Origin of the sequence: Bacillus sp. JS, from assembly GCF_000259365.1 — a bacterium.
Classification (GTDB): Bacteria; Bacillota; Bacilli; order Bacillales; family Bacillaceae; genus Bacillus; species Bacillus stercoris.
In genome coordinates, this window is record NC_017743.1 from 2,370,651 (window position 1) to 2,397,062 (window position 26,412).

Here is a 26,412-nt window from a genome sequence, read left to right on the forward strand (position 1 = left end):
TTGCCTGGCTGGAATTGTAAATGCCTTCTTTCCTGTATCATACGTTTCCAGACTGCCGAGGGAACAATATTTGATCATTTTACACATTTCTCCCCCAAGCAGGAGGAGAGACTTTACAGCACAATATCAAGCACTTGATCAAGTTTCAGCTTATAAAGCTGGTCCTCATCGCCTTTTATCCATACTGCTTTTTCAAACTCTTCATACCGGCAGATCTTCCCAGTGCAGCGGACAATTTCACCATCCTGAAAGCAGCTGACAGTGATATCCTGAGCAAACTCCATCGCGGTGCAAAGCGTTTGATTCATCTCTTCCAGCTTATCGGGATCAAGGGTCGGCTTTTGCAGCTTCTGTTTATGCCGCTTTCTCTCCAGCAGGCTTTGCTTATGTTCCGGCAGAAACATCCTGCTTCCTTCCCACAGCAGGTTGCCCCTTTTTAAATGATCGTTCATTTATAGTGCCCCCCTATTTTAGCCGCACGTTCAAATGCCTGGCCTGCCGCTGTCAATGACGCCGCCCTGATGATTGCTGTATCGCCGAATCGATTTTTAATGCCGTCCATCACATAGCCTAGGCTCATTTTCTTTGCATAATCCTGAAATAAATTGAGCTGCCATATGTCATCAGATGAGAGCTGAGACAGATTGACACCGAGGCGGCGGACGGGTTTCCCGTCCCAAAATGTAAGAAACAGCCGGCATACAGCCTCATATACATCTTGCGTAGAATTCGTCGGTTCCGCCAGCTTCACTTGCCGATTGAAGCCCGTCGGCCAATCAAAATCAGCACCCCGGCAGCTCACTGACACCGTCTGCCCCATTACTCCGGTGTTTCGGCTCCGCCTGCACACTTCTTCACTCAGCTCCAGCAATACGACCTTGATTTCTTTGTCAAAGTGTTCGTAGTCTCTCGGGAGAGTCATTCCATGGCCGATCGCCTTTTGCCCGTCTAGAGATGAAGTTGATACAGGGGAATAATCAATTCCGTTTGCCGTCATCCACAGCACGTGGCCGTTAATGCCCCATTTCTTTTTTAAAAGATCGAGCGGAAAAGCCGCGAGCCCGCCGATCGTGCTGATGCCCATTCGATTTAAATGATGCTTCATGCGGCTCCCGACGCCAAACATGCTGCCCACCGGGAGCGGCCACATTTCGGTTTTTATATTTTCTTTCGTTAAGGTAAAAATACCGTTCTTATTCTTTTTGGCAAAATTGTCACACGCAATTTTGGCCAGCGCTTTGTTAGGGCCGATTCCAACCCGCGCATAAACGCCGATCTCCCGCATGATTCTGCCCTGAATGCTTTTCGCGATCTCCATCGGCGTCCCAAACAACTTCTGGCTGCCTGTAATGTCCATGAACTGTTCATCGATGGAATAAGGCTCCACAAGGTCTGTATACTCCTCTAGAATAGCCGTAATTTGCAGTGATACATCAATATACCGCTGCATACGCGGCCGGAGCACAACAGCCTCAGGACACTTTTCCTGTGCCTCCCACAGCCGTGAAGCATTCACCACACCCTTTTGTTTCGCCAGCGGGCAGGCAGCCAGTACAACTCCGCCCCTTTTTTCAGGATCTCCCGAAACAATGACGGGCTTATTTTTCAAATGTGGATTTTCCGCTTTCTCTACAGATGCATAAAACGATTGCATGTCAACGAGAAAAATCACTTTTTCTTTCATCATACACACCTCTAAAAAGAACTTATGTTCGTTTTTCTATTATATGCGAAAGTATGTTCGTTTTATACTGGTAAATGATTCTTGTCTGACAGAAAATATGATCCAAGGGTTTGAGAGAAGAAAAACATTTAGTAGAATAAAAGCGAAGCATAAGGATAGGAGAGTCATAATGGAGAAATTTGTTGAAAAAATGATGGGACAGGCACTGCGTCAATACGGCAGAAACGTTGCTATAGATCCGTTAAGCCCGTATGAAAAACAAAGCCTGAAAGCAGCTCTAGAAGAGAGACGGAATGAAGAACCAGATGAGGATTTGCATGCGCATATAGAAGATATCATTTATGACTATGTCACAAACCAAGGCCTGTTCTCTTAAACGTATGACTGCCAGTGCTTTCAGCCGCTGATGCGGCTTCCCTTTGAAAACACCGCCTGATAACAAAGAAACAGTCTCAAAGCCATACGACAGCCCTTCAATGCTCGCTCAAAACGGAATAAGCTGTCCACGATTGCCATCCTTGATTCAACCGAAGAGATTCGCTCTCTCTTCTGTCATGCGGCATGACGGTTTTCCGCGTACTTCTTGATCTCATATCCGGCTTTGCTGCCGATATGCTCCGGCATCCCGGCGGCTTAAACTCCTTTACTGTTTCAAACAGACACCCTCCTGACCAATCGCTTTGCTTTTCATCGGATATATCGTGATCTTCCTTCTGGCATCACCCTCAATTTCAATACGTAGCCATGTACGCCGTCAACACATAATGTATTGCCATCCATACAATCCACAGACATACGACGTGTCAATAACGAAATATTTTGAATCATCTATTGGATAAGGGAATTTTTTCATATATGATAGAGAAAGATCTTACATACAGGAGAGAATATAATTCATGAAGCAATGGAAAGATATCCACCCGATCAGCTGGACAATTATAATCGGAACCATTTTTGGCAGAATGGCAACATCGATGAGCATTCCCTTTTTAGCGATTTATTTGATAGCCGTCCAAGGTGCATCAGCTTCCTATGCAGGGCTGGTCATTGCCGCAAGCTCCTCAGTCGGCATCCTCGCAAGCTTTTACGGCGGATATATCTCCGATAAATTCGGCAGAAAAAACATGATGCTTGTGTCCATTTTCGGATGGATGCTGGTATTTATAGGGTTTGCGGCAGCATCTCATCTCTGGGTGTTTTTTGTAGTCAACGCATTAAACGGCCTTTGCAAATCACTGTTTGAGCCCGCTTCAAAGGCTTTGCTGTCTGATATGACAGAAGAAAAAACAAGACTGCTTGTTTTTAATTTACGCTATGCAGCTATTAATATTGGCGTTGTCTTCGGACCCGTGCTAGGCCTGTATTTCGGCTCATCGCAATCGACCACGCCCTTTTTGGTGCCTGCAGTCATTTACGGACTATACGGACTTGTGCTTGCCAGCCAATTTAAAAAACATCCTTCTTTATCAGCATCAGACCAGTCCCGACATATGAGCGTAAGGGAAGCGTTTATGGTCACGCAAAAGGATTATCTTTTTACAATTGCTTTGGTTGGCATTACGCTATGCACCTTTGGCTACTCACAATTTAGTTCCACATTCCCTCAGTATATGGCGCAAAACCCCTTGATCGGCAATGGAACGAAGCTGTACGGACTGATGCTGACATTAAACGCAATCGTAGTGTTGGCGACGCAATTTCCCATTGTCCATTTTGCAAAACGTTTTTCGCCGCTTTGCTCTCTGATGCTCGGTAATGTGATGGTTAGTATCAGCATGGCCATTTTCACCGTATCACACGGTGTTTCATCACTTGTGATGATTGTCATCACTTTTACAATCGGCGAGGTGCTTTTGTTCTCTATGATGGATTTGTTTGTAGACCAGATTGCAAAACCAGGATTAAAAGGCACTTATTTCGGGGCAATCGGTTTTTCCCAGCTCGGAAACGTCATCGGCCCCTGGGTCGGAGGGATATGTATAGACCTGTTTGGCGCTGGTCGGCCAATTTTTATTTTTTCTGTCCTGAGCGGCATTACCCTGCTCGGACTGCCATTTTTAGCGGTCGCCTATCGGCAGATGAAAACGGCAACCACAAAACACGGTTCCCGTCTGGAAAAACAGCTTTAAATAAAAAACGGGAGAAAATGAATCTCTCCCGCAAACATGAGGTGAGGAACATGAATATAGGCGATGTGATGTTTCAGCTGTTTGTATTTATCCTATTTGCCGCAGTCATCTTTGCGGCTGTTACAGGCTTCAAGTATGCGAAAAACCGAAAAGCGCAGCTGGATCGCATTGAGAAAAAGTTGAACAGCCTGTCCAAAGATCACGATTAACAGCTTGGGGCAACGAGCTCTACCTTAATCCGGTCCGGATCCTCACAATAAACTGCATAATGCCCGTCTCCTCCGGCAAAAGGATGCCTGTCTTGGTACAACACACGATAGCCTTTTGCCGTCAGTTTTTTGGTCATCTGATCGACTTGATGCTTGGATTCAGCATGAAATGCGAGATGGTTCAGACCGACTCGGCATCTATGGTATTCCGGCTCTAGAAAAGGCTCTTTCGCCTGCACAATTACTAAGTAAAAACCATCTTTCTTCCAGCTGATGCCTGAGCTCCATTTTTGGTACTCTTTATAGCCAAGTTCTTTTAAGAACCAGCCCCAAAACCGCCTTGACGTCTCCAAATCAGAGACATACAGTTCCAGATGATGCACAGTTTCATACCCTCCTTACCAGCACTTCCTCGACCTTATGCCCGTCTCCCTTACGCAAAATGAGATCTGATCTGAATTTAGTCGGCAGGATATTTTCATATAAATTCGGCCGGTTAACACTCTCCCAAATCGAGGCTGCCATCTCGTCAGCCTCCTGATCGGACAAGTCTTTAAATTTATGAAAATATGAATCAGGATTTTGAAAAGCAGTTTCCCGAAGCAGACGAAAACGCTCCAAATACCAAGTGAAAATCCGGCTTTCCTCCGCATCCACGTAAATCGAAAAATCGAAGAAATCGGAAACAAAAATACGCGGGTTTTCCCGGTCATCCTCCAAGGTGGGGGACTGAAGCACATTAATGCCTTCAATAATTACAATATCCGCCTGTTCTACAACCTCGAACACACCTTCCTCGCGGTCATAGGTTAGATGGGAATACACCGGGGCCTTTACGCTGTCCTTTCCTGATTTTAAGTCATTCAAAAATTCGAGCAGCGCCTTTACATCATAGCTTTCAGGAAATCCTTTTCTTGACATCATATTTTTCTTTTTAAGCTCGGCAGTAGGAAATAAAAAACCATCTGTTGTGATAAGGCTCACTTTGGGACGGTCAGGCAAACGCGAAAGCAGCTTCTGCAAGATCCGCGCCGTCGTGCTTTTTCCAACTGCGACACTGCCGGCGATGCCGATAATAAACGGGATTTTGGCTGAATGCGGGTGCTTCAAAAAAACATTGACATGCTTATTGCGTTCAGCAGCAGACTTGACATGCAAATGGAGCAGCCGAACAAGCGGAATATAGATCGTTTCCACTTCTTCAACAGATAGATAATCATTGAGCCCTTCCACCGCTTTTGCCTCTTCTTCAGATACAGCAATCGACAAATGTCCCCCAAAACCAGACCAAGACTCTCGATTGTGCTGTGTATATAAAGTATGTAAGTTAAGCTCTTTATTTTTCACTGTTTACACCTGACTCTCTGTAGGTTAAAACCCTTACAAAGATTGTAACGGAAAACCTTTTCACTGTCTGCTTATTTTTTCATTTCGTTTTTTAGCAAATCAGCACCGATTCGGTTATACGCAGCCATTTCCTCTTTTGGAACCATGCTTCCTCCCGTTCCCCAGACGATATGTACGGCATGCTCCATATTATATTTCTGACTATAGCGCCTTCCCTCTTCTGTCGAAAAAAGCTGAACCGGCCCGAACATGCCGGCAAGAGCAGATGGCTCTAAATATTGATTTTCAGATACAGCCAGCATATGAAGCAAAGTATAAAGCATATTATCCTCTACCGTATAACAGCCGCTCAGAAGCGGTTCAATCAGCTTGCCGACAAATCCTGACGGCCTCCCTACGGCAAGTCCGTCAGCAGCCGTCCGATTATCCAGACCGATATCCTGGACGGAGATCTGCTCGTGAAGTCCTGAATAAAGCCCTAACAGCATACACGGTGAATGAGTTGGTTCTGCGAAAAACACGTGAACATGTTCTCCGTATAAAAGCTTCAGCCCAAAGGCTACACCGCCCGGTCCTCCGCCGACTCCGCACGGCAGATACACAAACAAGGGCGTCTCGAGACTTGGCTGTATATTCATATAGTCAAGCTGTGTTTTTAATCGGCTTGCAGCAACAGCATATCCTAAGAACAGCTGACGAGAATGTTCATCATCAATAAAATAACAGAATGGATCTTGTTCCGCCTGCCGTCTCCCTTCGTTCACCGCTTCACTGTAATCTGTTTCGTACTCCATAACAGTGACACCCTTTTGGCGGAGGAGGTCCTTTTTCCACTGCTTAGCATCGGCCGACATATGCACTGTCACGCGAAACCCGAGTGCCGCGCCAATGATGCCGATGCTTAAACCCAGGTTTCCTGTTGAACCGACAGCAATCGAATAGCGGGAGAAAAACGCAGCAAACCGGTCTTCCCGTAAGATGCGGTAATCATCGGTTTCCTGAAGCATTCCTTCTTGAAGCGCGAGATTTTCAGCATGCTTTAATACTTCATAAATCCCGCCCCGGGCTTTAATCGATCCTGAAATCGGAAGTTCGTGGTCGCACTTTAAAAGCCATCTTCTCGGGAATGGCTGCTGATATGCCGCTTCCAGCTTTTCCTTCATATCCTGCATCTCAAAAAGCGGAGACTCGATGATCCCTTTAGCGCCTTTCGTCTCAGGAAACACCTCGGCAATATAAGGGGCAAAGCGCCGCAGTCTTTCTTCCGCTTCCGCGATCTCGTTTGCCCACTCATCTGCATGGGGTATTGGCCCCTCTTTCTTGCCTGAATTTGCCCAGAATACAGGCTCTGCATCAATCAGTTTCTGAATAAACGGATCTTTGAGCAGAACATGAAGGACATCTGAATGAATTGACATTCAACAATCTCTCCCTTCCACTATCAAAAACTGCCTCGTGAGCAACAATCATTCCACCACAGGCAGTTCCATCATTATTTTTTCATGAGCACGCGTCCTGCCAGCTTTTCAACGAGAGCTGGAAACAGCTGATACAGCTTAGTGCCGGCATTCATTAAACGCGGAAGATTGATCTCCCGTTTGTTCGTAAAAATTGCAGCTGTAATTTGAGCTGCCACGTCATCAGGATCAAGCATCCAGCGGCCGACATTTTTGACGTAGTCCCCACCTTTATCAGCAATGGAAAAAAAGTCCGTCTGAATCGGTCCTGGATTGACTGTTGTCACATAAATGCCGGTTCCCGACAGCTCCATCCGCAAAGCATTTGAGTATCCTAGCACGGCATGTTTTGTCGCGGAATACAGGCTCGACTTCGGTGTTGCGATTTTCCCCGCTTGAGAGGCGATATTGATGATATGGCCCTTTTTTTGCTCAAGCATTCGCGGGAGCACCGCTTTTGTACAGGCGACCAGGCCGAAGACATTTACATCAAACATTGCTTTCATGTCTTCCAATGTCGAGTCTAAAACCGTTTCAAATATACCGAAGCCCGCATTGTTGATCAGGACATCAACCGAGCCGATCTGATCACGGACCCGGGCGATATCCTCTAGGCGGCCGACATCCAGAGGAAAGATCTCACACTGTCCGCTCCATTCCTCGGTTATTTTCCTTTTGATTTCTATCAAACGATCCTCACGTCTAGCCGACAGCAGGACATGGGCTCCTTCAGCCGCGCATAAGTATGCGATTCTTTCTCCAAGCCCTCCTGAAGCACCGGTTATCCAAATCCTTTTTCCCGCTATATGTTTCACCCATTTCACCTCTTCATTGTTCTAAAGTATGCGATGTTTCCTTCCCAATATGACGTGATGGCTTCTTCAGCCTCCAACACATCAAGATGCCCTGCCGTTTCTGACATTGTTAAAAACAATTCCTTTTCATATACAGCAGGAAAAAGCTGCTGACAGACCTGAAAAGCGGTCATCGGCTTTTCAGCCAGCATGCGAAGCACATCCTCCGTCCTGTTCCTCTGCTTGTCAAAACGCTTCTCAATCAGTGCTTGGACACTGGTGATTGGCTCGCCGTGACCAGGAAATACGATTGTTGGCTCTAGATGAGACAGCCTGCGCAAAGACCGCTGATAATCCACTAAAGGCTTTGACCTGACGTCTCCCGCTTTCGGCGCTTCTATAATCGGATTAGACGAGCTGTTGGCCAGCAGTAGATCTCCGCCAAGCATCCTTCCGCTTTTTTCATGGAAAAGAACGATATGCGATTCAGCATGTCCAGGCATCTCCAACACAGACCAGCCCTCAAGCCCGTCAATGCCCATACCTTCACTGATTGTTTTTGTCAGAGATCTCGTACAGGAAAATGCATACGCTGACCGAATCAGCTTTTCCGCCTTCCCCGTATCAAATGGAACGCCTAATTCAGGCAGCAGCTTTTGAAAAAAACGTTTTTGCCAATCCATAAAGGCTTGATTTCGGCTGATATAAGGTTCGTTGAAGGCATGCCCAATCACTTCGATTTCATCTGAAAAGACATCAAGCAAGCCTGCATGGTCAGCATGATGGTGAGTCAGTACAACCTGCTCGATATCTGACATTTTCACATTTACAGCAGCAAGCTGCTCTTGTAAGGCGCTGGCAGCCTCTTTTGTATTCGGCCCGGCATCAATAAGTGTCAGCGCATCACCTTTTACGAGGTAAACGATAACATCGCCGACAGCAAACGGCGTCGGGATGCGGATCGCAATTACATCTTCAGTTGTCATCCTTTCGCTCCTTGTCTTCATTCATTATTCATATTTTAGCTTTTTCTCGGTCTTATGTCATTATTGCTGAATGAGAACAGACCTTTTTGAAAAAGCTATTGACATTAGCTTGTCCGCCATTGCATAATGAACAACAAACTAAAACGAGAACATTGGAACGCTATGACGAGGAATAGTATACAAGGCAATGGCCTAAGAGAGCGATACCCCCGGCTGAAAGGTATTGCGGCCCGCTTGTTTGTAGAACCTGCCCTCAAGTCGCGGTTAGGAAAACCTAAACGTTTCCCGCGTTACGGGATTTGAGCTGAGCACAATTTGTGCTAATGAGGGTGGTACCGCGAACCTTTTCGTCCTTTACGTGATGAAAAGGTTTTTTGTTGTTCTGATAGAAGGAGGATATCAATGAAAAAAATAGGATTTGTCGGCGCCGGGTCAATGGCTGAAGCAATGATCAACGGTATTTTGCAAAGCGGCATCACAAAATCAGAACATATCTATATTACAAACCGCTCAAATGACGAGCGTCTGATTGAATTAAAGGAAGCGTATGGCGTGCGTCCATGCAGAGATAAAAATGAGTTTTTCACTCACACCGATATCATCATCCTCGCTTTCAAACCGAAAGACGCGGCGGAAAGCATCGACAGCATCCGGCCGTATCTCAATGACCAGCTGGTCATTTCAGTACTTGCAGGCCTTACCATCGAAACCATTCAGCATTATTTCGGCAGAAAGCTCGCGGTCATTCGAGTCATGCCGAATACATCGGCGGCAATCAGAAAATCAGCAACCGGATTTTCCGTAAGCGCAGAAGCAAGCCAGGACGATATTGCTGCTGCAAAGGCTCTATTGGAAACAATCGGCGATGCCACACTGGTTGAGGAGCGTCATCTTGACGCCGTTACTGCAATCGCAGGTAGCGGCCCGGCTTACGTGTATCGTTATATTGAGGCGATGGAAAAAGCGGCGCAAAGAGTAGGATTAGATAAAGAAACGGCAAAAGCACTCATTTTGCAGACAATGGCGGGGGCAACTGATATGCTCCTTCAAAGCGGCAAACAGCCTGCACAGCTGCGCAAGGAAATCACCAGTCCTGGGGGCACTACAGAGGCAGGCCTTCGTGCTTTACAGGACTCCCGCTTTGAAGAGGCGATTATTCACTGTATTGAAGAGACCGCTAAACGGAGCGCAGAAATCAAAGAACAGTTTGCCGGAGCGGCTTTAGATAGGCATTAGACAGAAGGATAGGGCCTCCTGTCTTTCTTTTTCTACAACCGCTGGCCGGCTGTTTCCGATTGCTTTAATAGCGCGGAGATCGTAAATGAAAGCAAATCGGGAAGCACTTCAAAGGAATAAGGCATGTACAATCTTTCCGTCCATTTGTGCGGGTCTTTGCCAGCCGGACCGACATTTAAAACGGGGACATATAAAGCCTGTTCTTTGCCGCTTGGCAATGAATATCCTCTATTAAAGAGCGGCATATTGCTTGTGTATGCGTCAACCTCCTGCTTTTCCAGCTGAAGATAGCTCAAGTCCGATAGTCCGGGAAAGTACTGAACCTCCCGCAACGCAATGCCGTATCTGTTAACCGCATACTGCATAAGCTGATCAGCTGTATGCCTAATCAATTGATCGTCCTTTGACGAAACGGCCGGATAAAACGGCGGACTATAAAAAAGAACAATAAGCGGGGCATCCTCCTTACAAAGCGAAGCAATCTCAGAAACAATTTTCGTCGAAAAATCCCTGTCTCCAAGCTCCCCCCTGTTAGCAAAGGCATAATTAAGAGCTCGGTCTGTTTCCGAAATTCCAGCACGTTTTTTTGCACGCGCAACCAGCTCATCAAATGTCAAAACAGTGACGGCCCGTTCAATCGGCTGAAAAGGCTCAAATTGTTGAAAGTCCTGTGTTTTCTTCCGAACGTTCGACATGATTTCCTCCGCCGCCTGTTTTGCGGTTTTCAGCAGCATCTGGTGCAGCTCACTAGCCGAGCGTCTCATTGACAGCACATTAAATAATGTGACAGCTGTATGCGGTGTCTGAACTGAATATGCCTCTTTCAAGTCCTTTTGCATTAAGTTTACCGGCGGCGGAGTGACCTCACCATCAACCTTTTCACAATAATCAGCATTCAGTTCAAGCAAACGGTTAATCTCAGATACCATTAAATTCGCGTTTAGGCCTGAAAACGGCTCTCCAACATGTGTCTCAATTCCCTTGCAGAAAAATCCCGCAAGCACCTTGCCAATGCTTCCTGTATAAAAATATTGCTGCTGGTCGCCGGGGAATTTTTCAAACATCGGTTCAGCATTCAGGCAGGCGGTTAATGTGATATCATGCTTTTTCTCCATTTCCTTCAATACAGGAACCGCCTCAATCATGCCTCTTGAATTCACTTCCTCGTCCGGAACTGTTATCAACAGCAGATTGCCCTCAAAATGGCCGTTCATTGCCCGCTCCAGCATCGACAACTGAACACAAAGCCCCGCTTTCATATCCATCGTCCCTCTGCCAAACAGCCAGTCTCCGCTTTCAGCATCTCTTCTCACACGTTCAGGAAGCAGCTCTTTTTTCTCTAAAAAGGAACTCAAAAGCTCAGCAGGTTTGCAAGCCATATGTTTAAATTCTCCGTAATCCTCTATGTCAACAACATCAAAATGACTCAACAGTAGCACTGTCTTTTTGACTTTCTTCTTTTTGACTAAAGCCGTAAGAAAAGATCTGCCATCGTCCATCGTATGAAGAGTTACATCATCTGGATGTTTTTGAAAATAAGGCTTGTCTTTCAAAATAAAATAAAGATATTCCGCAAGTGCTGCCTCGCCCTTCGAACCGGTGATGCTTTCGTATTGCACAAGAGAAGTTAAAAGTGCCCGCAATTCGTCCTTCGTCTGCCAATTCATCGATTTCCGCCCCTCCTATGTATAAAAACGCTTCTAGCTTGAAAAATAAGATGATTCCCTGTCTATTATACAGAAATGTTTGACAAAAACGGTTCTTTTGAGCAGTTTATATGACGCGAAAGAAATGACTTGATATAATCAATCTCTAAAAACCTTACGGGAGGCGAAAGAAATGGCCAGAAAATTATTCACACCTATTACAATTAAAGATATGACATTAAAAAATCGCATTGTTATGTCACCAATGTGCATGTATTCTTCTCATGAAAAGGACGGGAAATTAACGCCGTTCCACATGGCGCATTACATATCGCGTGCAATCGGCCAAGTCGGACTGATTATTGTAGAGGCGTCAGCAGTTAACCCTCAGGGTCGAATCACAGACCAAGACTTAGGCATTTGGGGCGACGAGCATATTGAAGGCTTTGCCAAACTGACTGAGCAGGTCAAAGAACAAGGTTCAAAAATCGGCATTCAGCTTGCCCATGCCGGACGTAAAGCTGAGCTTGAAGGAGACATTTTCGCTCCATCGGCGATTGCGTTTGACGAACAATCAGCAACACCAGTAGAAATGTCAGCAGAAAAAGTAAAAGAAACGATCCAGGAGTTTAAGCAAGCGGCTGCCCGCGCAAAAGAAGCCGGCTTTGATGTGATTGAAATTCATGCGGCGCACGGATATTTAATTCACGAATTTTTATCTCCGCTTTCCAACCATCGCACAGATGAATACGGCGGTTCACCTGAAAACCGCTATCGTTTCTTGAGAGAGATCATCGATGAAGTCAAACAAGTATGGGACGGGCCATTATTTGTCCGTGTATCTGCTTCAGACTATACAGATAAAGGATTGGACATCGCCGATCACATCGGTTTTGCAAAATGGATGAAGGAGCAGGGTGTTGACTTAATCGACTGCAGTTCAGGCGCCCTTGTTCACGCAGACATAAATGTATTTCCCGGCTATCAGGTCAGCTTCGCCGAGAAAATTCGTGAACAGGCGGACATGGCGACTGGTGCCGTCGGCATGATTACAGACGGTTCAATGGCTGAAGAAATTCTGCAAAACGGACGTGCCGACCTCATCTTTATCGGCAGAGAGCTTTTGCGGGATCCATTCTTTGCAAGAACCGCCGCGAAACAGCTCAATACAGAGATTCCGGCCCCTGTTCAATACGAAAGAGGCTGGTAATGCCTATGAGAGATATCCACTGCCGGATATCTCTTTTTTTATTTTTAGAGAAACGATCGGCTAAGGTTCTCCGTCTCCCTAGTAGAACCAATTAGAGGAGATGACTCCAATGAAATCAGCTTGGATGGAAAAGACATATACAATTGACGGATGTGCGTTTCATACACAGCACCGGAAAGGAACAAGCGGTGTAACGATTGTCTTTGAGGCCGGCTACGGTACTTCTTCTGAGACGTGGAAACCATTAATGGCGGACATTGATGATGAATTTGGCATTTTCACATATGATCGGGCGGGCATAGGGAAAAGCGGGCGAAGCAGAGCGAAACGAACAGCTGAACAACAAGTGAAAGAATTGGAGAGTTTGCTTAAAGCAGCAGATGTAAAACCTCCTTATCTGGCTGTTTCACACTCATACGGAGCTGTCATCACCGGCTTATGGGCCTGCAAAAACAAGTATGATATTATCGGCATGGTCCTTCTTGATCCAGCTTTAGGAGATTGCGCCAGCTTCACCTTTATACCCGAAGAGATGCACAAATCATATACGAGAAAGATGATGCTTGAGGGCACACCTGCAGAATTTTCAAAAAGTCTGCAGGAGCTCAAACAGCGGCAAATCCATTTAGGAAACATGCCTCTCCTTGTATTGTCATCAGGAGAACGGACTGAGAAATTCGCTGCTGAACAGGAATGGCAAAACTTGCACAGCAGCATATTGTCTCTATCCAACCAAAGCGGCTGGATTCAAGCTAAAAACAGCTCCCACAACATCCATCATGATGAACCTCATATCGTTCATTTGGCTATTTATGACGTATGGTGCGCAGCGTGCCAGCAGGCTGCCCCTCTTTACCAGGCAGTCAATTAACGTAAAAAAAGACCGGGCCGTAAGAGACGCCCGGTCTTTTTTGTTATTTTGTTTCACGGTGAAGGGTATATTTCTTCAAACGCGGTGAATATTTTTTCAGCTCCAAACGATCTGGATTGGTGCGTTTATTTTTTGTTGTAATGTAATTTCGGTCTCCCGTTTCAGTGCAAGCTAAAGTAACATTGACTCTCATCGTTCACATCTCCTTTTCAAAACGTAATGATTACGCTTTATTATACAACGTAATGGCAAATTGTCAAATAAGTATGCCTTCAGCCTCGCGGGATGGGTACCTCTAAGAAATCATATGCCGCCACACTATTTGGGAAAACGTCAACCGCTTCTTTTTGAAGCTCCAAAGAGGCATCCCCCTGATATCTTGCGCTGATATGGGTTAAAATAAGCTGCTTCGCCCCTGCTTCTTTCGCTGTTACAGCCGCTTGTTCCGTTGTGCTGTGATAATAACCAAAAGCAAGTTTATGATCTTCCTTAGCAAAGGTTGCTTCATGAACAAGCACATCACAATCTCTTGCAAGCTCTTTTAGTTTGTCGCTAACTCTCGTATCTCCGGAGAACACAACAGATCTTCCTTTTTTGGGAGGCTCCAGAAAATCACTCCCATTGATGATGCGTCCGTCTTCAAGCGTTACCGTTTCGCCTTTTTTGATTTTCTGATACACGGGTCCGGGCGGGATGTTCATTTCTTTTAATACATCCGCCTTCAGGGCACCCGTTACGTCTTTTTCCTGCACACGGTATCCGAAGGCTTCTACGCCATGAATAACAGAAACCGCTGTGACAATAAACTGATCGTCTTCAAACACGATTCCTTCTTCAATTTCCTGGACCGCAAGCGGATATGTCAAATGGGTTTTCGTGACGGCAAGGCTTGTTTCAATAAACGCTTTGATCCCTTTAGGTCCGTACACTGTCAGCTCGTCCTCTCCGCCTTGAAAGGAACGGCTCCCCAGAAGCCCCGGAAGTCCGTATACATGGTCACCATGCATGTGTGTAATAAAGATTTTCTCTATTTTACGAGGTTTAATCGTTGTATGTAAAATTTGATGCTGTGTGGCTTCCCCGCAGTCAAAAAGCCATACCGAACGCCTTTCTTCAAGCAATCTCAATGCGATAGAGGTGACGTTTCTCGTCTTGGCGGGAATGCCGGCTCCCGTCCCTAAAAAAAGTAATTCCACGTTTCCTTCCTCCTACTAGAACCAGATACCTACAAGAATACAGGATCAAGCGCAAAATGTGAATCTTGCCTCTCAAAAGAACAATCCTTTCGTGCTAGAAACATTTTTTCAGCATTCTGCTTAAAAAAGGGCTTAAATGTTTGCTTTCGTTGAATTTTAGATTTAAAATGAAGGAAATATACGGGGTGTACTAAAATAAAGCTTCGAATAAAGTGAGGTACTTTTAGTGAAAACAAACCAACAACCAAAAGCAGTAATTGTCATATTCGGTGCAACTGGAGATTTAGCAAAACGAAAATTGTATCCGTCTATTCACCGTTTATATCAAAACGGACAAATCGGAGAAGAGTTTGCAGTGGTAGGAGTTGGAAGAAGACCTTGGTCAAATGAGGATCTTCGCCAAACCGTTAAAACATCCATTTCCTCGTCTGCAGATAAGCATATAGATGATTTCACGTCTCATTTTTACTATCACCCGTTTGACGTGACAAATCCTGGATCTTATCAAGAGCTTAACGTATTGCTTAACCAGCTGGAAGATACATATCAAATTCCGAACAACAGAATGTTCTACCTGGCAATGGCTCCTGAATTCTTCGGAACAATTGCAAAAACATTAAAATCAGAGGGTGTAACAGCTACAACAGGCTGGTCCCGCCTTGTCATCGAAAAGCCGTTCGGCCACGATCTGCCAAGCGCACAGGCATTAAACAAAGAAATCCGTGAAGCGTTTACGGAAGATCAAATTTACAGAATCGACCATTATCTAGGCAAACAAATGGTTCAGAATATTGAAGTGATTCGATTTGCCAATGCGATTTTCGAACCGCTCTGGACAAACCGCTACATCTCAAACATTCAAATTACGTCTAGCGAATCACTTGGCGTAGAAGACCGTGCAAGATATTACGAAACATCAGGCGCCCTGCGCGACATGGTGCAAAACCATATTATGCAGATGGTTGCCCTCCTTGCAATGGAGCCGCCGATCAAATTGAACACAGAAGAAATTCGCAGCGAAAAAGTGAAGGTGCTGAGAGCACTGCGCCCTATTGCAAAAGATGAAGTGGATGAATACTTTGTGCGCGGACAATATCAAGCCGGTGAAATTGACGGTGTACCTGTTCCTTCTTATACAGAAGAAGATAATGTCGCTCCTGACTCCAATACAGAAACCTTTGTTGCCGGCAAGCTCTTGATCGACAACTTCAGATGGGCTGGTGTTCCATTCTATATCCGTACCGGAAAACGAATGAAAGAAAAGTCCACAAAAATTGTCGTTCAATTTAAGGACATTCCGATGAACCTGTACTACGGCAATGAAAACAACATGAATCCGAACTTGCTTGTCATTCATATTCAGCCTGAAGAAGGCATTACTCTTTACTTAAATGCTAAAAAGCTTGGCGGAGCAGCACACGCGCAGCCAATCAAACTCGATTATTGCAGCAATTGCAATGACGAGTTGAACACCCCTGAAGCATATGAAAAACTAATTCACGACTGTCTTCTTGGCGATGCAACAAACTTTGCACACTGGGATGAAGTTGCCCTTTCTTGGAGCTTTGTCGACTCCATTTCTGAAACATGGGCAGCAAACAAAACCTTATCTCCTAACTACGAATCAGGCTCAATGGGACCGAAAGAATCAGATGATCTTTTGGCGAAAGACGGCTTGCACTGGTGGAATATATAATAAGAAAAGAGCCGAAAATGCTTGTGAGCATTTTCGGCTTTTTTGCAGCTGCCACAGAGGTATAGCACTCTCTTTAATAACAAAACCCCCCGAAGCTCTTGAGGTTCGGGGGGTTCTATTGATTACTTCATCCATTCAGTATGGAAAATACCTTCTTTATCAGTACGCTCATACGTATGAGCGCCAAAGTAGTCACGCTGTGCTTGGATTAAGTTTGCAGGCAGTACGGCTGTACGGTAGCTGTCATAATAAGCTAATGCGCTTGAGAATGATGGCACCGGCACACCTTGAGCAACTGCAAGTGAAATCACCTGGCGAAGCGCTCCTTGGTAGCTTTCTGCAATATTCTTGAAGTAGCTGTCAAGAAGCAGGTTGTCAAGCTCAGGCTCGCGATCGTAAGCTTCTTTGATTTTCTGAAGGAACGCTGCACGAATGATGCAGCCGCCACGGAAGATCATAGCGATTTCACCATATTTCAGATCCCAGTTATATTCTTCAGAAGCAGCTTTCATTTGGGCAAATCCTTGCGCGTATGAGCAGATTTTACTCATGAACAACGCTTTTCTGACCGCTTCAATCAGCTCTTCTTTATTTTCCGTAACAGGCTTCACTTCCGGTCCTGAAAGAAGTCCGCTCGCTTTCACACGCTCTTCCTTCATAGCTGAGATAAAACGCGCGAATACAGATTCAGTAATAATCGGAAGCGGAACACCTAAGTCAAGTGCGCTTTGGCTTGTCCATTTTCCTGTTCCTTTTTGCCCTGCTTTATCGAGAATCACATCAACAAGCGGTTTGCCTGTCTCTTCGTCTTTTTTCGTGAAGATGTCAGCTGTAATCTCAATCAGGTAGCTGTCAAGCTCTCCTTTATTCCATTCAGCGAAAACTTCATGAAGCTCATCAGCTGAAAGGCCCAGCACCTGTTTCAGAATGAAGTAAGATTCAGAAATCAGCTGCATATCTCCGTATTCAATACCGTTGTGCACCATTTTTACATAATGGCCGGCACCATCTGGACCGATATATGTCGTACAAGGTTCTCCGTCAACTTTTGCAGAAATGGCTTCAAGAATCGGTTTCACAAGCTCATGTGCTTCTTTTTGTCCGCCAGGCATGATAGAAGGCCCTTTAAGCGCCCCTTCTTCTCCGCCGGAAACGCCTGTTCCGATAAAATGAATTCCGCTTTCAGCGAGTTCTTTGTTACGGCGCTGTGTATCTTTATAATATGTATTTCCGCCGTCAATTAAAATATCATCCTTCTCTAGATGAGGAAGAAGAGATTGAATTGTCGCATCTGTTGCAGTTCCCGCTTTAACCATTAATAAGATTTTGCGCGGTGTTTCCAAGGATTGGACAAATTCTTCAATGCTGTATGTGCCAACAACATTTTTTCCTTTTGCCTCTTGCAAAAACTCCTCAGTCTTACTGCTAGATCTGTTGTAAACAGAAACAGAAAATCCCCGGCTTTCGATATTTAAAGCCAGATTTTTACCCATAACCGCAAGTCCGATAACGCCGATTTGTTGTTTTGACATATTCTAACGTCCCTTCTGCAAACGTTTAATCATTTTAAAATTTAAATTAAAATAAAATGATATTTATAATAAAGAAATTACCATACTTTCACCCTTTTTTTCAAGCGATTCAGCTTTTCTTTTCATCCTGAAAAAAATCTTTATTAAAGCTTGTTCCCTTCGTTTTGCTCTCCTCTTTTTTTAACCTTGCACCTTTTCTGATCAGTTTAGATCCGTACTTTTCATTCAGCTTTTCCATTATCTGCTGAATGGGCTCATCCCTCGCATCCTCATTAAAGCTGAACAAATCGAGCTGCTTATAGGCCTGCTCTTTTTCTACCAAATCGGTTCCGGTAATGCCAAGCAGCCTGACAGGATTTTTATTCCAGTGCTTAAAAAAGAGGTGCTCTGCTTCTTTCAAGATTTCATTTTTTTGATCAATCGGATTTCTCAGCGTGATGCTTCTCGTAATGGTTTTCCAATCCGCATATCTAATCATAATAAATAGCTTTGAAGCCATGACTTCCTTGCGCTGTAAACGGTCACTCACGGAAGCGGCAAGTTTTCTGAAAACGCCTAACAGCTCCTCTTCATCACTGGAGTCATGTGAAAGTGTCGATGAGTTGCCGACGCTTTTAAATTCGTAAATGCGCTCCGGGTCAACCGGCGCATGGTGAATGCCGTTTGCTTTATTTTTAAGGCGCGGACCGTTGATGCCAAGCAGGCGCTTCAGCGAGTGTTCATCAGCTGCAGCTAGCTCTCCGATTGTATGAATGCCGAGTCCTTTCAGTTTTTCCGCTGTCTTATTGCCAACTCCGTGCATCTCTCCAACAGGAAGCGGCCAAAGGATGTCGGGCACTTGCCTCTTTCTTAAAATCGTAATTCCAAGCGGCTTTTTCATATCAGACGCCATCTTAGCGAGAAATTTATTCGGCGCGATTCCTATGCTTGACGGAAGCAGCAGCTCTTTTTGCAATCTGCTTTGGATTTCTTTTGCCGTCTCCAGCGCTCGGCTGCTGTATGGTGTATCGGTCATGTCCATATAGCCCTCATCAATGGAGACAGGCTCCACCAGGTCAGTATATTCACGGAGAATAGTAAACATGGCTCTGGAAGAGTTTCTATAGCGGTCAAAATTCGGCGGAAGAACGATGAGCTCTGGACAATGGCGCTTCGCTTGCCAAACCGGCATTGTTGTTTTGACGCCGCGCGCCCTTGCTTCGTAGCTGCATGTCACCACAATGCCCTTTCGCTCCTTTACGTTTCCGGCAACTGCGACCGGCTTTCCCCGGAGAGCCGGATCATATGCCATTTCAACCGATGCATAAAAGCTATTCATATCAATATGGAAAATAATTCGGCTCTTTCCCGGCATAAACAAATCTCCTTTTCGTTCATTAGACAACAGCTTGTACATATAGTAAAATGAAGCTATTGAATGGATGTGATGACAATGTTTGTGGAATCGATAAATGACGTTTTATTCTTAGTCGATTTTTTCACAATTATTCTTCCTGCTCTGACGGCAATCGGGATTGCATTCCTCTTACGAGAGTGCCGTGCCGGCGAGCATTGGAAATCCAAACGAACAGATGAACATCAGACAGTCTTTCACATTAACCGAACAGACTTTCTTATTATTATATATCATCGCATTACAACTTGGATACGTAAAGTCTTCCGCATGAATTCGCCTGTGAACGATGATGAAGACGCCAGTTCTCTTCTTTTATAAACCGCATTTATAAAAAGGAGGAGAACAAAATTGCTAAAAACATATCAAAAACTTATGGCTATGGGTATCTTTTTGATCGTATTATGCTCGGGCAATGCTGCCTTCGCGGCGACGAATCAGGTGGGAGGTCTCAGCAACGTAGGGTTTTTCCACGATTATTTAATCGAACCGTTTTCCGCGCTGCTTAAGGGGGTTGCCGGGCTGTTTCATGGAGAATACGGACTCTCTATTATTCTCGTAACCATTATTGTGCGTTTGGTTGTACTGCCCTTGTTTGTCAATCAGTTCAAAAAACAGCGTATGTTTCAAGAAAAAATGGCGGTTATTAAACCTCAGGTTGACAGCATTCAGGCCAAACTGAAAAAGACGAAGGACCCGGAAAAGCAAAAAGAGCTGCAAATGGAAATGATGAAGCTGTATCAAGAGAACAACATCAATCCGCTTGCCATGGGATGCCTCCCAATGCTGATTCAGTTTCCTATTGTGATTGGATTTTATTACGCGATTCGCTCCACACCTGAAATTGCGTCACACTCGTTTTTATGGTTCAGTTTAGGACAATCAGATATTCTCGTGTCTCTTAGTGCGGGAGCTATGTACTTTATCCAGGCCTATGTCGCCCAAAAACTGAGCGCGAAATATTCCGCTGTCCCGCAAAACCCTGCGGCGCAGCAATCCGCAAAATTGATGGTGTTCATCTTCCCAGTGATGATGACGATTTTCTCGCTTAATGTCCCGGCAGCGCTGCCGTTGTACTGGTTCACAAGCGGGCTATTCTTGACAGTCCAAAACGTCGTCCTTCAGATGACGCACCATAAAAATAAAAAAACTGCCGCTCTTACTGAGCCGGTGAAATAATGAAGCAACCCCGCGCGACAAGCCGGGGTTGTTTTTTTGTTGCTTGCGAAGTATTCACCGCGCAGGCAGCCTCTTTTGTTATGGCTGAAGCAGAGATGGCCATCCTAAAAAAACAGCGGTCTCGTTTAAAAAGAAGGAAATCGGGAATACCTTTACTCACCTCCAAACGAAAGGAGCATATACGTTGGCGGAACGTTTTCAGCAAAAAAACATTTCTGTACCTGAAGGAATTTGGATCATGAGACAAACCTGGAATGATGTCTTATTTGCCCACTGGCCTGTTGATGTTTCTATCCTTCGCGCTTTGGTACCGTCCGTATTAGAATTAGATACATACAACGGGCAAGCTTGGATCAGCATGCTTCCCTTTATGCTCACGAACCTAAGGGCGCGTTACCTTCCTCCCATTCCCGGTGCGCGTGCATTTCCTGAGCTTAACCTCCGCACCTATGTCACATATAAAGGCAAGCCCGGCATTTATTTTTTCAGCTTAGATGCCGATCATCGGCTGGCGGTTTTGGGCGCTCGCACGTTCTTTCATTTGCCTTATGTTCACGCTGATATGAAAGCTGACAAAAACGTTGATGGCATTGACTATGTCAGCAAGCGGAGAGACGGCAGAGAAGCAGTATTCCGCGCCGCATACCGGCCCGTTTCAGCTCCTTTTACAGCGGAAAAGGATTCACTCGATTATTGGCTGACGGAACGGTATAGACTCTACACTGCCTACCGAAATAAACTCTATTACGAAGACATCCACCATCACCCATGGCTGCTGCAAAACGCTGAGGCGGAAATTTCAGTCAATACGGTGACAGATGCTCACGGCATTACGTTGCCAGAGGCAGACCCCTTGCTTCATTACGCTAAAAAACAGGACGTGTTATTTTGGCCGCTTAGAAAATGGAGCTAAAAAAACCCGATGCGGGAAATCGCATTCGGGTTTTCTTTTTTTATTTTGCCGCCTCTTCAATAATGGCAACAACCATTTCTGCCGTTTTGACGAGTTCTTCGATCGGCATTTTTTCATTCTTTGTATGAATTTGCTCATAACCGACAGCAAGGTTGACCGTCGGGATGCCATGACCTGCGATTACGTTCGCGTCGCTTCCACCGCCGCTTGTTTGCAGCTCGCTTGGACGTCCGATTTTAGCAGCCGCTTTTTTCGCGATTTCAACAACTTGGTCGCCATCTTGATATTTGAAGCCAGGATACATGACTTCAATTTCGACTTCTGCGCGTCCGCCCATATCAGCAGCAGCCTCTTCAAAAGCAGCTTTCATTTTTTGAACCTGAGCTTCCATTTTCTCAGGAACTAAAGAGCGTGCTTCAGCAAGAATATGGACTTCGTCGCACACAATGTTTGTTTGCGTGCCGCCTTCAAACCGGCCGATATTTGCTGTTGTTTCTTCATCAATACGGCCCAATGGCATTTTTGAAATGGCTTTGCTAGCGATTGTAATCGCAGAAATGCCTTTTTCAGGTTCAACCCCGGCGTGCGCGGTTTTCCCGAAAATTGCCGCTCTTACCTTTGCCTGTGTCGGCGCAGCCACAATGATATTTCCGACTTTCCCGTCTGAGTCAAGGGCATAGCCGTAGGATGCTGTAATCATAGAACGGTCAAGCGCCTTCGCTCCGATCAGGCCAGATTCCTCACCAACTGTGATGATGAATTCAATCGTTCCGTGCTCAATGTTTTCTTCTTTCAGCACCTTAATCGCTTCAAACATTGCAGCCAGTCCCGCTTTATCATCAGCACCTAAAATCGTCGTGCCGTCTGTTTTGACGTAACCGTTCTCTACAACTGGTTTTACACCGTTACCGGGTACAACTGTGTCCATATGAGATGTAAAGTAGATCGTATCTGTTTGCTTTGTCCCTTTTAATGTGCAAATCAGATTACCGGCTCCGTGGCCAGTGATATCCATTGTATCGTCTTCTTTAACGTCCACACCTAAATCAGAAAATTTTCGTTTCAGCACTTTGCAGATTTCTGCTTCGTGTTTTGTTTCTGAATCAATTTGGACAAGCTCTAAAAACTCTTCCAGCAGGCGTTTTTCATTCACCATTTGTAAGTCCCTCCATATTAAAGCGGTATGTTACCGTGCTTTTTTTTCGGTCTCTCTTCTGTCTTATGTGCAAGCATATGAAAAGCTTGAATCAGTCTTCCCCTTGATTCTTCCGGCAAAATAATGTCATCGACCATTCCACAAGCGGCCGCTTTGTATGGGCCGGCGTTTTGCTTTTTGTATTCAGCTGTTTTTTGGCGTTTCGCCTTTTGCGGGTCAGCTGAAGCTTTGATTTCCTTTTCATACAAAATCGATGCCGCACCTTCTGGACCCATCACCGCAATTTCAGCATTCGGCCATGCAAATACAAGGTCCGCTCCAATTGCTTTGCTGTTCATGGCCACATAGGCGCCGCCATATGCTTTTCTGATAATGAGCGTGATTTTTGGGACAGTCGCTTCTGCATAAGCAAACAATAATTTTGCTCCGTGTCTGATGATTCCGTTGTGCTCCTGCTGAATACCGGGGAGAAATCCCGGGACATCCTCAACAGTCAACAGCGGGATATCAAATGCGTCACAAAAACGGATGAACCTTGCTGCTTTATCAGCAGCGTCAATCGTCAGGCTTCCCGCCAGATGCTTTGGCTGGCTCGCAACAATGCCGATTGCTTTTTCACCCAGCCTTGCAAATCCGATGACAATGTTTTTCGCAAAAAATGGCTGAATCTCAAAAAAAGACTGTGGATCGGCCAGCTCCTTAATCACCGTCCGAACATCATACGGCTTTGTCGTGTCAGCAGGCACGAGACGGTTTAATAACGGTCTGGAGGCCTCTTTCTCTGGTCTCGGCTCTGTTGTCCGGCCATTCAGCGGCAAATAAGACAGCAGTTTTTTCACCCCTGTCAGAACCTCCTTCTCCGTATGTCCGGAAAAGTGAGCGTTTCCGCTGACGGCATTATGTATCCCCGCTCCGCCTAAGCTCTCCGCATCGACCTGTTCCCCTGTCACTTTTTCAATCACCTTCGGGCCGGTAATAAACATCCGGCCGGTCTGTTCAGCCATAAATATAAAATCTGTGAGTGCCGGAGAATATACAGCGCCTCCAGCGCACGGCCCTAAAATAACCGATATTTGCGGAATGACTCCGGAATATAAGACGTTTCGGTAAAATATGTGACCGTATCCATCTAATGATACCACACCCTCTTGAATTCTCGCACCACCTGAGTCATTCAGCCCGATAATCGGCGCCTTATTTTTTGCTGCCAGGTCCATCAAAGCGCAAATTTTCCTGGCATGGGTTTCGCCAAGCGCACCGCCAAACACAGTGAAGTCTTGCGCAAATACATAAACTGAGCGTCCGTCAATTGTGCCATACCCTGTCACGACCCCATCCCCTAACATGCGCTGTTCTCTTGTTAACACTTGACTTTCCATGAAGGGGTGTAATTCGATAAAGCTGTTCTGGTCAAGTAGAAATATGATCCTTTCCCGGGCGGTGAGCTTTCCCTTTTTCCGCTGCTGAGCCTGCTTTTCCAGTCCACCGCCCTCTTCTGCCTGTCTGCGTTTCGTGTATAAATGATCAATGTGCTCATTCATGTTCATTGTGTTGGTCTCCTTTCGGTTCACAAAGCTCTACAAGAACACCATTTGTTTCTCGAGGGGAAATAAACGCGATCTTTTTCCCGTTCGCTCCCTGTCTTGGATACCTGTCAATCAATTGAACTTGCTGGTCAGACAATGCTTTGAGCTGTTCAGATAGGCTGTTGCACAAAAATGCAATATGATGCAGCCCCTGCCCTTTCTTCTCCAAAAATAAACGGATGGGGCTGTCAGCTGTCGACGGTTCTATCAGCTCAAGTTTGACGCTCCCCGCTTGAAAAAAAGCAACTTTCACCTTTTGCTCTTCAACCGTTTCTTGATGAAGAAATGCAAGCCCCAATACATTTTCATAAAAGCGTCTTGCATCTTTTATCGAAAAAACGGCTATCCCGATATGGTCAAGCCTGTTCATTTGCATCCCTGCTTTCGCTAATAGATATCGCTTGTCCGTCCATTCAAAACACGCTAAAATATAGACAGATTGTGTAAGGAGTGAAAATCATGTCTCAAAAACTGATGAAAAGCGTTTTGATCGTGATTTTGGGAGTTTTTATTCTTTCAACTGTACTCTCAGGAATCATCATGTTTTTATAACGATAAAAAAGCAGGGCAGCCTTATTCAATGGGAACATCCTGCTTTTTTATCAGAGCTTTATGCTCGATGGCAATCTCCTCAAAAGAGCGATTGTCGTCTGTGATCAGCACTCTCGTTCCTACTGGTATCGTTTGAAACAAATGAACGACCTCATCGTTATGCATACGTATACAGCCGTTTGACACAAATTTCCCTACTGATTCCTCTCGGTTTGTCCCATGAATTCCATAAATCCGCCCGTCCGTTCCTTTCGCGTCAAATCCGATCCATCTTGCCCCAAGCGGGTTGTCAGGAGATCCTCCTTCAATATTTTTCTTTCTGTAGTAAGGATTTTCCGCTTTTACCGTTACCGAAAACTCTCCTTCAGGCGTCAAATCATCTGTTTTTCCAGTGGCCACACTGTACACGCCTTCTACTTTGTTGTCGAGGATAACAGCAAGTTCATTTGTTCGCTTGTTGACAATAACATACGGATCACCCGGCAGCGGATTTTCGCCGAGCGGCCAAATCGGTGAAATCATCATTAAAATCGAACATAAGAAAAAACGCATAAGCTCCTCCTTTTTCATTAGGTTGACCAATGAAGGAAGAGCTCATGCGAATCATCCGAGTGATTTTTGCGCTTTTATTCCTTTAAAATAACTTTTAATCACTAAATATTGTTCCATTTCGCCGAGAAGATGGAAGAGAGCGGCTCTCGCTTCAAATTCCTCTCTAGTCGCCGGAAGCGGCATCTCCTCAAATTCTTTTCTCATGTCAGCAAGTCTTTTCAGAAATTTATACGCCGTGTTCCCAGGGTGTATCGCCTCCCGCAAATCGTGAATGAATTCAGCGATCATTTTTCCCTGATCTACAGTGATGGAGATCGATGTCACTTTAGGGAGAAGGCGTTCGATAATTTCAAATTGCTTTTCTCTCATTTTAAAATAATGATAATGCAGATTTTCGTAACGCAAAATGTGGTTTTGCACATCTCGATATGCCAGGTTTTTGGCCTCCGTAATGAGCTGGTGCGTTTCCGGAATTTCTTTTCCTGACCAATCTTGCTCACCAGTTAACAAATACCGTTCTATTTCTGCGAAAATGACAGCAAAGTTATCCTCTATCTTTTTGCGGTAAGCAATCAGCTTCCTGTCAAGACTTGGCATATACAAGTTCATCAATAGAGCGACGCCGATGCCGACTGTAATCAGCTGAACTTCATTCCAGATGAAAGCAGGCGTAATGCCGCCGGACATGTATAAATGAAGGATAATAACAGAACTGGTGACGATACCTTCGTTAATTTTTAACAGAACCGTTATCGGAATGAATATCAGAAGAAGCGCTCCGATCACAAACGGGTGGTAGCCAATGAGCTCGAAAAAGAGATAAGAAAAAACAATTGCCAGACAGCATGCCGCAAAGCGGGCCCATGACGCCTGAAGCGACCGTTTTTGTGTGATTTGAATGCACAAAATGGTGATGATTCCTGCTGATGCGAAGTTTTGCAAATGCAATAGCTGGCTTATATAAATAGCCAAAGCTGTTCCTAGCGCGGTCTTTATTGTGCGGTAACCAATTTTAAACATGTCGGACTCCATTTCTATTTGTTTCTTCAATAAAAAAGAAGAAGCGATCAGCCTTCTTCTTTTTTTCT

General features: G+C 45.2%; 28 protein-coding genes. 11 read left to right on the forward strand and 17 right to left on the reverse strand.

The features are described 5' to 3' along the window. Positions 1 to 113: 113 nt before the first annotated feature. Together MY9_RS11905 and MY9_RS11910 are read right to left on the reverse strand one after the other, a co-directional pair. Positions 114 to 452 (reverse strand): YolD-like family protein, encoded by a 339-nt coding sequence (locus MY9_RS11905; protein WP_014664503.1) that lies wholly within the window; start codon positions 450 to 452, stop codon positions 114 to 116. Continuing rightward, positions 449 to 1,687 (reverse strand): DNA polymerase IV, encoded by a 1,239-nt coding sequence (locus tag MY9_RS11910; protein WP_081483627.1) that lies wholly within the window; start codon positions 1,685 to 1,687, stop codon positions 449 to 451. Before MY9_RS11910 ends, MY9_RS11905 begins: the two co-directional genes overlap by 4 nt. Before the next feature lie 166 nt (positions 1,688 to 1,853). Here MY9_RS11910 and MY9_RS11915 point away from each other — a divergent pair, with 166 nt between their 5' ends. The 3 genes from MY9_RS11915 (at position 1,854) to MY9_RS21780 (ending at position 4,022) form a co-directional block, all read left to right on the forward strand. Beyond that, a complete protein-coding gene (locus MY9_RS11915; RefSeq protein ID WP_003226541.1) occupies positions 1,854 to 2,060 on the forward strand; it encodes a YqzH family protein in 207 nt (68 codons plus the stop codon). A gap of 520 nt (positions 2,061 to 2,580) precedes the next feature. Next, the gene (locus MY9_RS11920) at positions 2,581 to 3,813 is read left to right on the forward strand and encodes an MDR family MFS transporter (RefSeq protein WP_014664506.1); all 1,233 of its coding nucleotides are present in this window, start codon (positions 2,581 to 2,583) and stop codon (positions 3,811 to 3,813) included. 50 nt (positions 3,814 to 3,863) lie between these two features. Next, complete coding sequence (locus tag MY9_RS21780; protein ID WP_041521369.1) at positions 3,864 to 4,022, forward strand: hypothetical protein; 159 nt, start codon at positions 3,864 to 3,866, stop codon at positions 4,020 to 4,022. On the opposite strand, the gene MY9_RS11930 is transcribed toward MY9_RS21780, so the two are convergent. The 5 genes from MY9_RS11930 to MY9_RS11950 form a co-directional block, all read right to left on the reverse strand. Further along, the gene (locus MY9_RS11930) at positions 4,019 to 4,405 is read right to left on the reverse strand and encodes a VOC family protein (protein ID WP_014664508.1); all 387 of its coding nucleotides are present in this window, start codon (positions 4,403 to 4,405) and stop codon (positions 4,019 to 4,021) included. The genes MY9_RS21780 and MY9_RS11930 overlap by 4 nt on opposite strands. Positions 4,406 to 4,409: 4 nt before the next feature. After that, entirely contained in the window at positions 4,410 to 5,369 is a 960-nt protein-coding gene (gene coaA, locus MY9_RS11935; RefSeq protein WP_003245966.1) for a type I pantothenate kinase, read from the reverse strand. Positions 5,370 to 5,440: 71 nt separating this feature from the next. After that, entirely contained in the window at positions 5,441 to 6,787 is a 1,347-nt protein-coding gene (gene dsdA / locus MY9_RS11940) for a D-serine ammonia-lyase (RefSeq protein ID WP_014664509.1), read from the reverse strand. 74 nt (positions 6,788 to 6,861) lie between these two features. Next, positions 6,862 to 7,641 carry an SDR family NAD(P)-dependent oxidoreductase gene (locus tag MY9_RS11945; protein WP_014664510.1) on the reverse strand — a complete coding sequence of 260 codons (780 nt, stop codon included), beginning with the start codon at positions 7,639 to 7,641 and terminating at the stop codon, positions 6,862 to 6,864. Positions 7,642 to 7,646: 5 nt separating this feature from the next. After that, positions 7,647 to 8,606 (reverse strand): MBL fold metallo-hydrolase, encoded by a 960-nt coding sequence (locus tag MY9_RS11950; protein WP_014664511.1) that lies wholly within the window; start codon positions 8,604 to 8,606, stop codon positions 7,647 to 7,649. 402 nt (positions 8,607 to 9,008) lie between these two features. Here MY9_RS11950 and proC point away from each other — a divergent pair, with 402 nt between their 5' ends. Beyond that, a complete protein-coding gene (gene proC / locus MY9_RS11955) occupies positions 9,009 to 9,842 on the forward strand; it encodes a pyrroline-5-carboxylate reductase (protein ID WP_014664512.1) in 834 nt (277 codons plus the stop codon). Between the two features lie 32 nt (positions 9,843 to 9,874). Here the strand turns inward: proC and MY9_RS11960 are convergent, their stop codons facing one another. Continuing rightward, positions 9,875 to 11,509, reverse strand: coding sequence for a M20/M25/M40 family metallo-hydrolase (locus tag MY9_RS11960; RefSeq protein WP_014664513.1), 1,635 nt, complete (start codon positions 11,507 to 11,509; stop codon positions 9,875 to 9,877). A gap of 172 nt (positions 11,510 to 11,681) precedes the next feature. Between MY9_RS11960 and namA the strand changes: the two genes are divergently transcribed. Beyond that, positions 11,682 to 12,698, forward strand: coding sequence for an NADPH dehydrogenase NamA (gene namA, locus MY9_RS11965; protein WP_014664514.1), 1,017 nt, complete (start codon positions 11,682 to 11,684; stop codon positions 12,696 to 12,698). 109 nt (positions 12,699 to 12,807) lie between these two features. Continuing rightward, a complete protein-coding gene (locus MY9_RS11970; protein ID WP_014664515.1) occupies positions 12,808 to 13,569 on the forward strand; it encodes an alpha/beta fold hydrolase in 762 nt (253 codons plus the stop codon). 43 nt (positions 13,570 to 13,612) lie between these two features. Here MY9_RS11970 and rpmG read toward each other — a convergent pair whose 3' ends face one another. Next, on the reverse strand, positions 13,613 to 13,762 hold the full coding sequence (rpmG, locus tag MY9_RS11975) for a 50S ribosomal protein L33 (RefSeq protein WP_003226511.1): 150 nt from the start codon (positions 13,760 to 13,762) through the stop codon (positions 13,613 to 13,615). Positions 13,763 to 13,841: 79 nt separating this feature from the next. After that, positions 13,842 to 14,765 (reverse strand): ribonuclease Z, encoded by a 924-nt coding sequence (rnz, locus tag MY9_RS11980; protein WP_014664516.1) that lies wholly within the window; start codon positions 14,763 to 14,765, stop codon positions 13,842 to 13,844. Positions 14,766 to 14,991: 226 nt separating this feature from the next. Between rnz and zwf the strand changes: the two genes are divergently transcribed. After that, positions 14,992 to 16,461: a glucose-6-phosphate dehydrogenase gene (zwf, locus tag MY9_RS11985; protein ID WP_014664517.1), complete on the forward strand. Its 1,470-nt coding sequence runs from the start codon at positions 14,992 to 14,994 to the stop codon at positions 16,459 to 16,461. A 122-nt stretch (positions 16,462 to 16,583) separates the two neighbouring features. Here zwf and gndA read toward each other — a convergent pair whose 3' ends face one another. Together gndA and MY9_RS11995 are read right to left on the reverse strand one after the other, a co-directional pair. Next, positions 16,584 to 17,993 carry an NADP-dependent phosphogluconate dehydrogenase gene (gndA, locus tag MY9_RS11990; protein ID WP_014664518.1) on the reverse strand — a complete coding sequence of 470 codons (1,410 nt, stop codon included), beginning with the start codon at positions 17,991 to 17,993 and terminating at the stop codon, positions 16,584 to 16,586. Between the two features lie 109 nt (positions 17,994 to 18,102). Further along, the gene (locus tag MY9_RS11995) at positions 18,103 to 19,347 is read right to left on the reverse strand and encodes a DNA polymerase IV (RefSeq protein WP_014664519.1); all 1,245 of its coding nucleotides are present in this window, start codon (positions 19,345 to 19,347) and stop codon (positions 18,103 to 18,105) included. A gap of 72 nt (positions 19,348 to 19,419) precedes the next feature. On the opposite strand from MY9_RS11995, the gene mifM reads away from it, so the two are divergent. The 3 genes from mifM to MY9_RS12010 all read left to right on the forward strand — a co-directional run bounded on the left by mifM (position 19,420) and on the right by MY9_RS12010 (position 21,478). Beyond that, positions 19,420 to 19,707 (forward strand): membrane protein insertion/folding monitor MifM, encoded by a 288-nt coding sequence (gene mifM, locus MY9_RS12000; RefSeq protein ID WP_072182058.1) that lies wholly within the window; start codon positions 19,420 to 19,422, stop codon positions 19,705 to 19,707. 30 nt (positions 19,708 to 19,737) lie between these two features. After that, positions 19,738 to 20,565, forward strand: coding sequence for a membrane protein insertase YidC (locus MY9_RS12005; protein ID WP_014664521.1), 828 nt, complete (start codon positions 19,738 to 19,740; stop codon positions 20,563 to 20,565). A gap of 184 nt (positions 20,566 to 20,749) precedes the next feature. After that, the gene (locus tag MY9_RS12010; protein ID WP_014664522.1) at positions 20,750 to 21,478 is read left to right on the forward strand and encodes a YqjF family protein; all 729 of its coding nucleotides are present in this window, start codon (positions 20,750 to 20,752) and stop codon (positions 21,476 to 21,478) included. A gap of 40 nt (positions 21,479 to 21,518) precedes the next feature. On the opposite strand, the gene MY9_RS12015 is transcribed toward MY9_RS12010, so the two are convergent. Genes MY9_RS12015 through mce form a run of 3 tightly spaced genes read right to left on the reverse strand, consistent with a single transcriptional unit; the run spans position 21,519 to position 24,590 of the window. Further along, a complete protein-coding gene (locus MY9_RS12015; protein ID WP_003230352.1) occupies positions 21,519 to 22,634 on the reverse strand; it encodes a tripeptidase T in 1,116 nt (371 codons plus the stop codon). Between the two features lie 17 nt (positions 22,635 to 22,651). Then, the gene (locus tag MY9_RS12020) at positions 22,652 to 24,175 is read right to left on the reverse strand and encodes an acyl-CoA carboxylase subunit beta (protein ID WP_081483679.1); all 1,524 of its coding nucleotides are present in this window, start codon (positions 24,173 to 24,175) and stop codon (positions 22,652 to 22,654) included. Next, positions 24,168 to 24,590, reverse strand: a complete 423-nt coding sequence (mce, locus tag MY9_RS12025) for a methylmalonyl-CoA epimerase (RefSeq protein ID WP_014664524.1) — start codon at positions 24,588 to 24,590, stop codon at positions 24,168 to 24,170. Before mce ends, MY9_RS12020 begins: the two co-directional genes overlap by 8 nt. An 89-nt stretch (positions 24,591 to 24,679) precedes the next feature. Between mce and prli42 the strand changes: the two genes are divergently transcribed. Further along, on the forward strand, positions 24,680 to 24,772 hold the full coding sequence (gene prli42, locus MY9_RS21740; protein WP_041521370.1) for a stressosome-associated protein Prli42: 93 nt from the start codon (positions 24,680 to 24,682) through the stop codon (positions 24,770 to 24,772). A gap of 21 nt (positions 24,773 to 24,793) precedes the next feature. On the opposite strand, the gene MY9_RS12035 is transcribed toward prli42, so the two are convergent. Together MY9_RS12035 and MY9_RS12040 are read right to left on the reverse strand one after the other, a co-directional pair. After that, positions 24,794 to 25,324, reverse strand: a complete 531-nt coding sequence (locus MY9_RS12035; RefSeq protein WP_014664525.1) for a L,D-transpeptidase — start codon at positions 25,322 to 25,324, stop codon at positions 24,794 to 24,796. A 51-nt stretch (positions 25,325 to 25,375) separates the two neighbouring features. Further along, positions 25,376 to 26,344, reverse strand: a complete 969-nt coding sequence (locus tag MY9_RS12040) for an aromatic acid exporter family protein (protein WP_014664526.1) — start codon at positions 26,342 to 26,344, stop codon at positions 25,376 to 25,378. Between the last annotated feature and the right edge of the window lie 68 nt (positions 26,345 to 26,412).

Excerpts from the sequence above, each read along its gene's own strand:
- MY9_RS11950 (WP_014664511.1), bottom strand. The coding sequence starts at position 8,606 with ATGACAACTGAAGATGTAATTGCGATCCGCATCCCGACGCCGTTTGCT.
- MY9_RS11910 (WP_081483627.1), bottom strand. The coding sequence starts at position 1,687 with ATGATGAAAGAAAAAGTGATTTTTCTCGTTGACATGCAATCGTTTTAT.
- proC (WP_014664512.1), top strand. The coding sequence starts at position 9,009 with ATGAAAAAAATAGGATTTGTCGGCGCCGGGTCAATGGCTGAAGCAATG.
- dsdA (WP_014664509.1), bottom strand. The coding sequence starts at position 6,787 with ATGTCAATTCATTCAGATGTCCTTCATGTTCTGCTCAAAGATCCGTTT.
- MY9_RS11905 (WP_014664503.1), bottom strand. The coding sequence starts at position 452 with ATGAACGATCATTTAAAAAGGGGCAACCTGCTGTGGGAAGGAAGCAGG.
- MY9_RS11970 (WP_014664515.1), top strand. The coding sequence starts at position 12,808 with ATGAAATCAGCTTGGATGGAAAAGACATATACAATTGACGGATGTGCG.
- MY9_RS11995 (WP_014664519.1), bottom strand. The coding sequence starts at position 19,347 with ATGCCGGGAAAGAGCCGAATTATTTTCCATATTGATATGAATAGCTTT.
- MY9_RS12040 (WP_014664526.1), bottom strand. The coding sequence starts at position 26,344 with ATGTTTAAAATTGGTTACCGCACAATAAAGACCGCGCTAGGAACAGCT.
- mce (WP_014664524.1), bottom strand. The coding sequence starts at position 24,590 with ATGAACAGGCTTGACCATATCGGGATAGCCGTTTTTTCGATAAAAGAT.
- MY9_RS11960 (WP_014664513.1), bottom strand. The coding sequence starts at position 11,509 with ATGAATTGGCAGACGAAGGACGAATTGCGGGCACTTTTAACTTCTCTT.
- gndA (WP_014664518.1), bottom strand. The coding sequence starts at position 17,993 with ATGTCAAAACAACAAATCGGCGTTATCGGACTTGCGGTTATGGGTAAA.
- MY9_RS11915 (WP_003226541.1), top strand. The coding sequence starts at position 1,854 with ATGGAGAAATTTGTTGAAAAAATGATGGGACAGGCACTGCGTCAATAC.
- namA (WP_014664514.1), top strand. The coding sequence starts at position 11,682 with ATGGCCAGAAAATTATTCACACCTATTACAATTAAAGATATGACATTA.
- prli42 (WP_041521370.1), top strand. The coding sequence starts at position 24,680 with ATGTCTCAAAAACTGATGAAAAGCGTTTTGATCGTGATTTTGGGAGTT.
- MY9_RS12035 (WP_014664525.1), bottom strand. The coding sequence starts at position 25,324 with ATGCGTTTTTTCTTATGTTCGATTTTAATGATGATTTCACCGATTTGG.
- MY9_RS21780 (WP_041521369.1), top strand. The coding sequence starts at position 3,864 with ATGAATATAGGCGATGTGATGTTTCAGCTGTTTGTATTTATCCTATTT.
- MY9_RS12020 (WP_081483679.1), bottom strand. The coding sequence starts at position 24,175 with ATGAATGAGCACATTGATCATTTATACACGAAACGCAGACAGGCAGAA.
- MY9_RS12015 (WP_003230352.1), bottom strand. The coding sequence starts at position 22,634 with ATGGTGAATGAAAAACGCCTGCTGGAAGAGTTTTTAGAGCTTGTCCAA.
- MY9_RS11920 (WP_014664506.1), top strand. The coding sequence starts at position 2,581 with ATGAAGCAATGGAAAGATATCCACCCGATCAGCTGGACAATTATAATC.
- mifM (WP_072182058.1), top strand. The coding sequence starts at position 19,420 with ATGACAATGTTTGTGGAATCGATAAATGACGTTTTATTCTTAGTCGAT.
- rpmG (WP_003226511.1), bottom strand. The coding sequence starts at position 13,762 with ATGAGAGTCAATGTTACTTTAGCTTGCACTGAAACGGGAGACCGAAAT.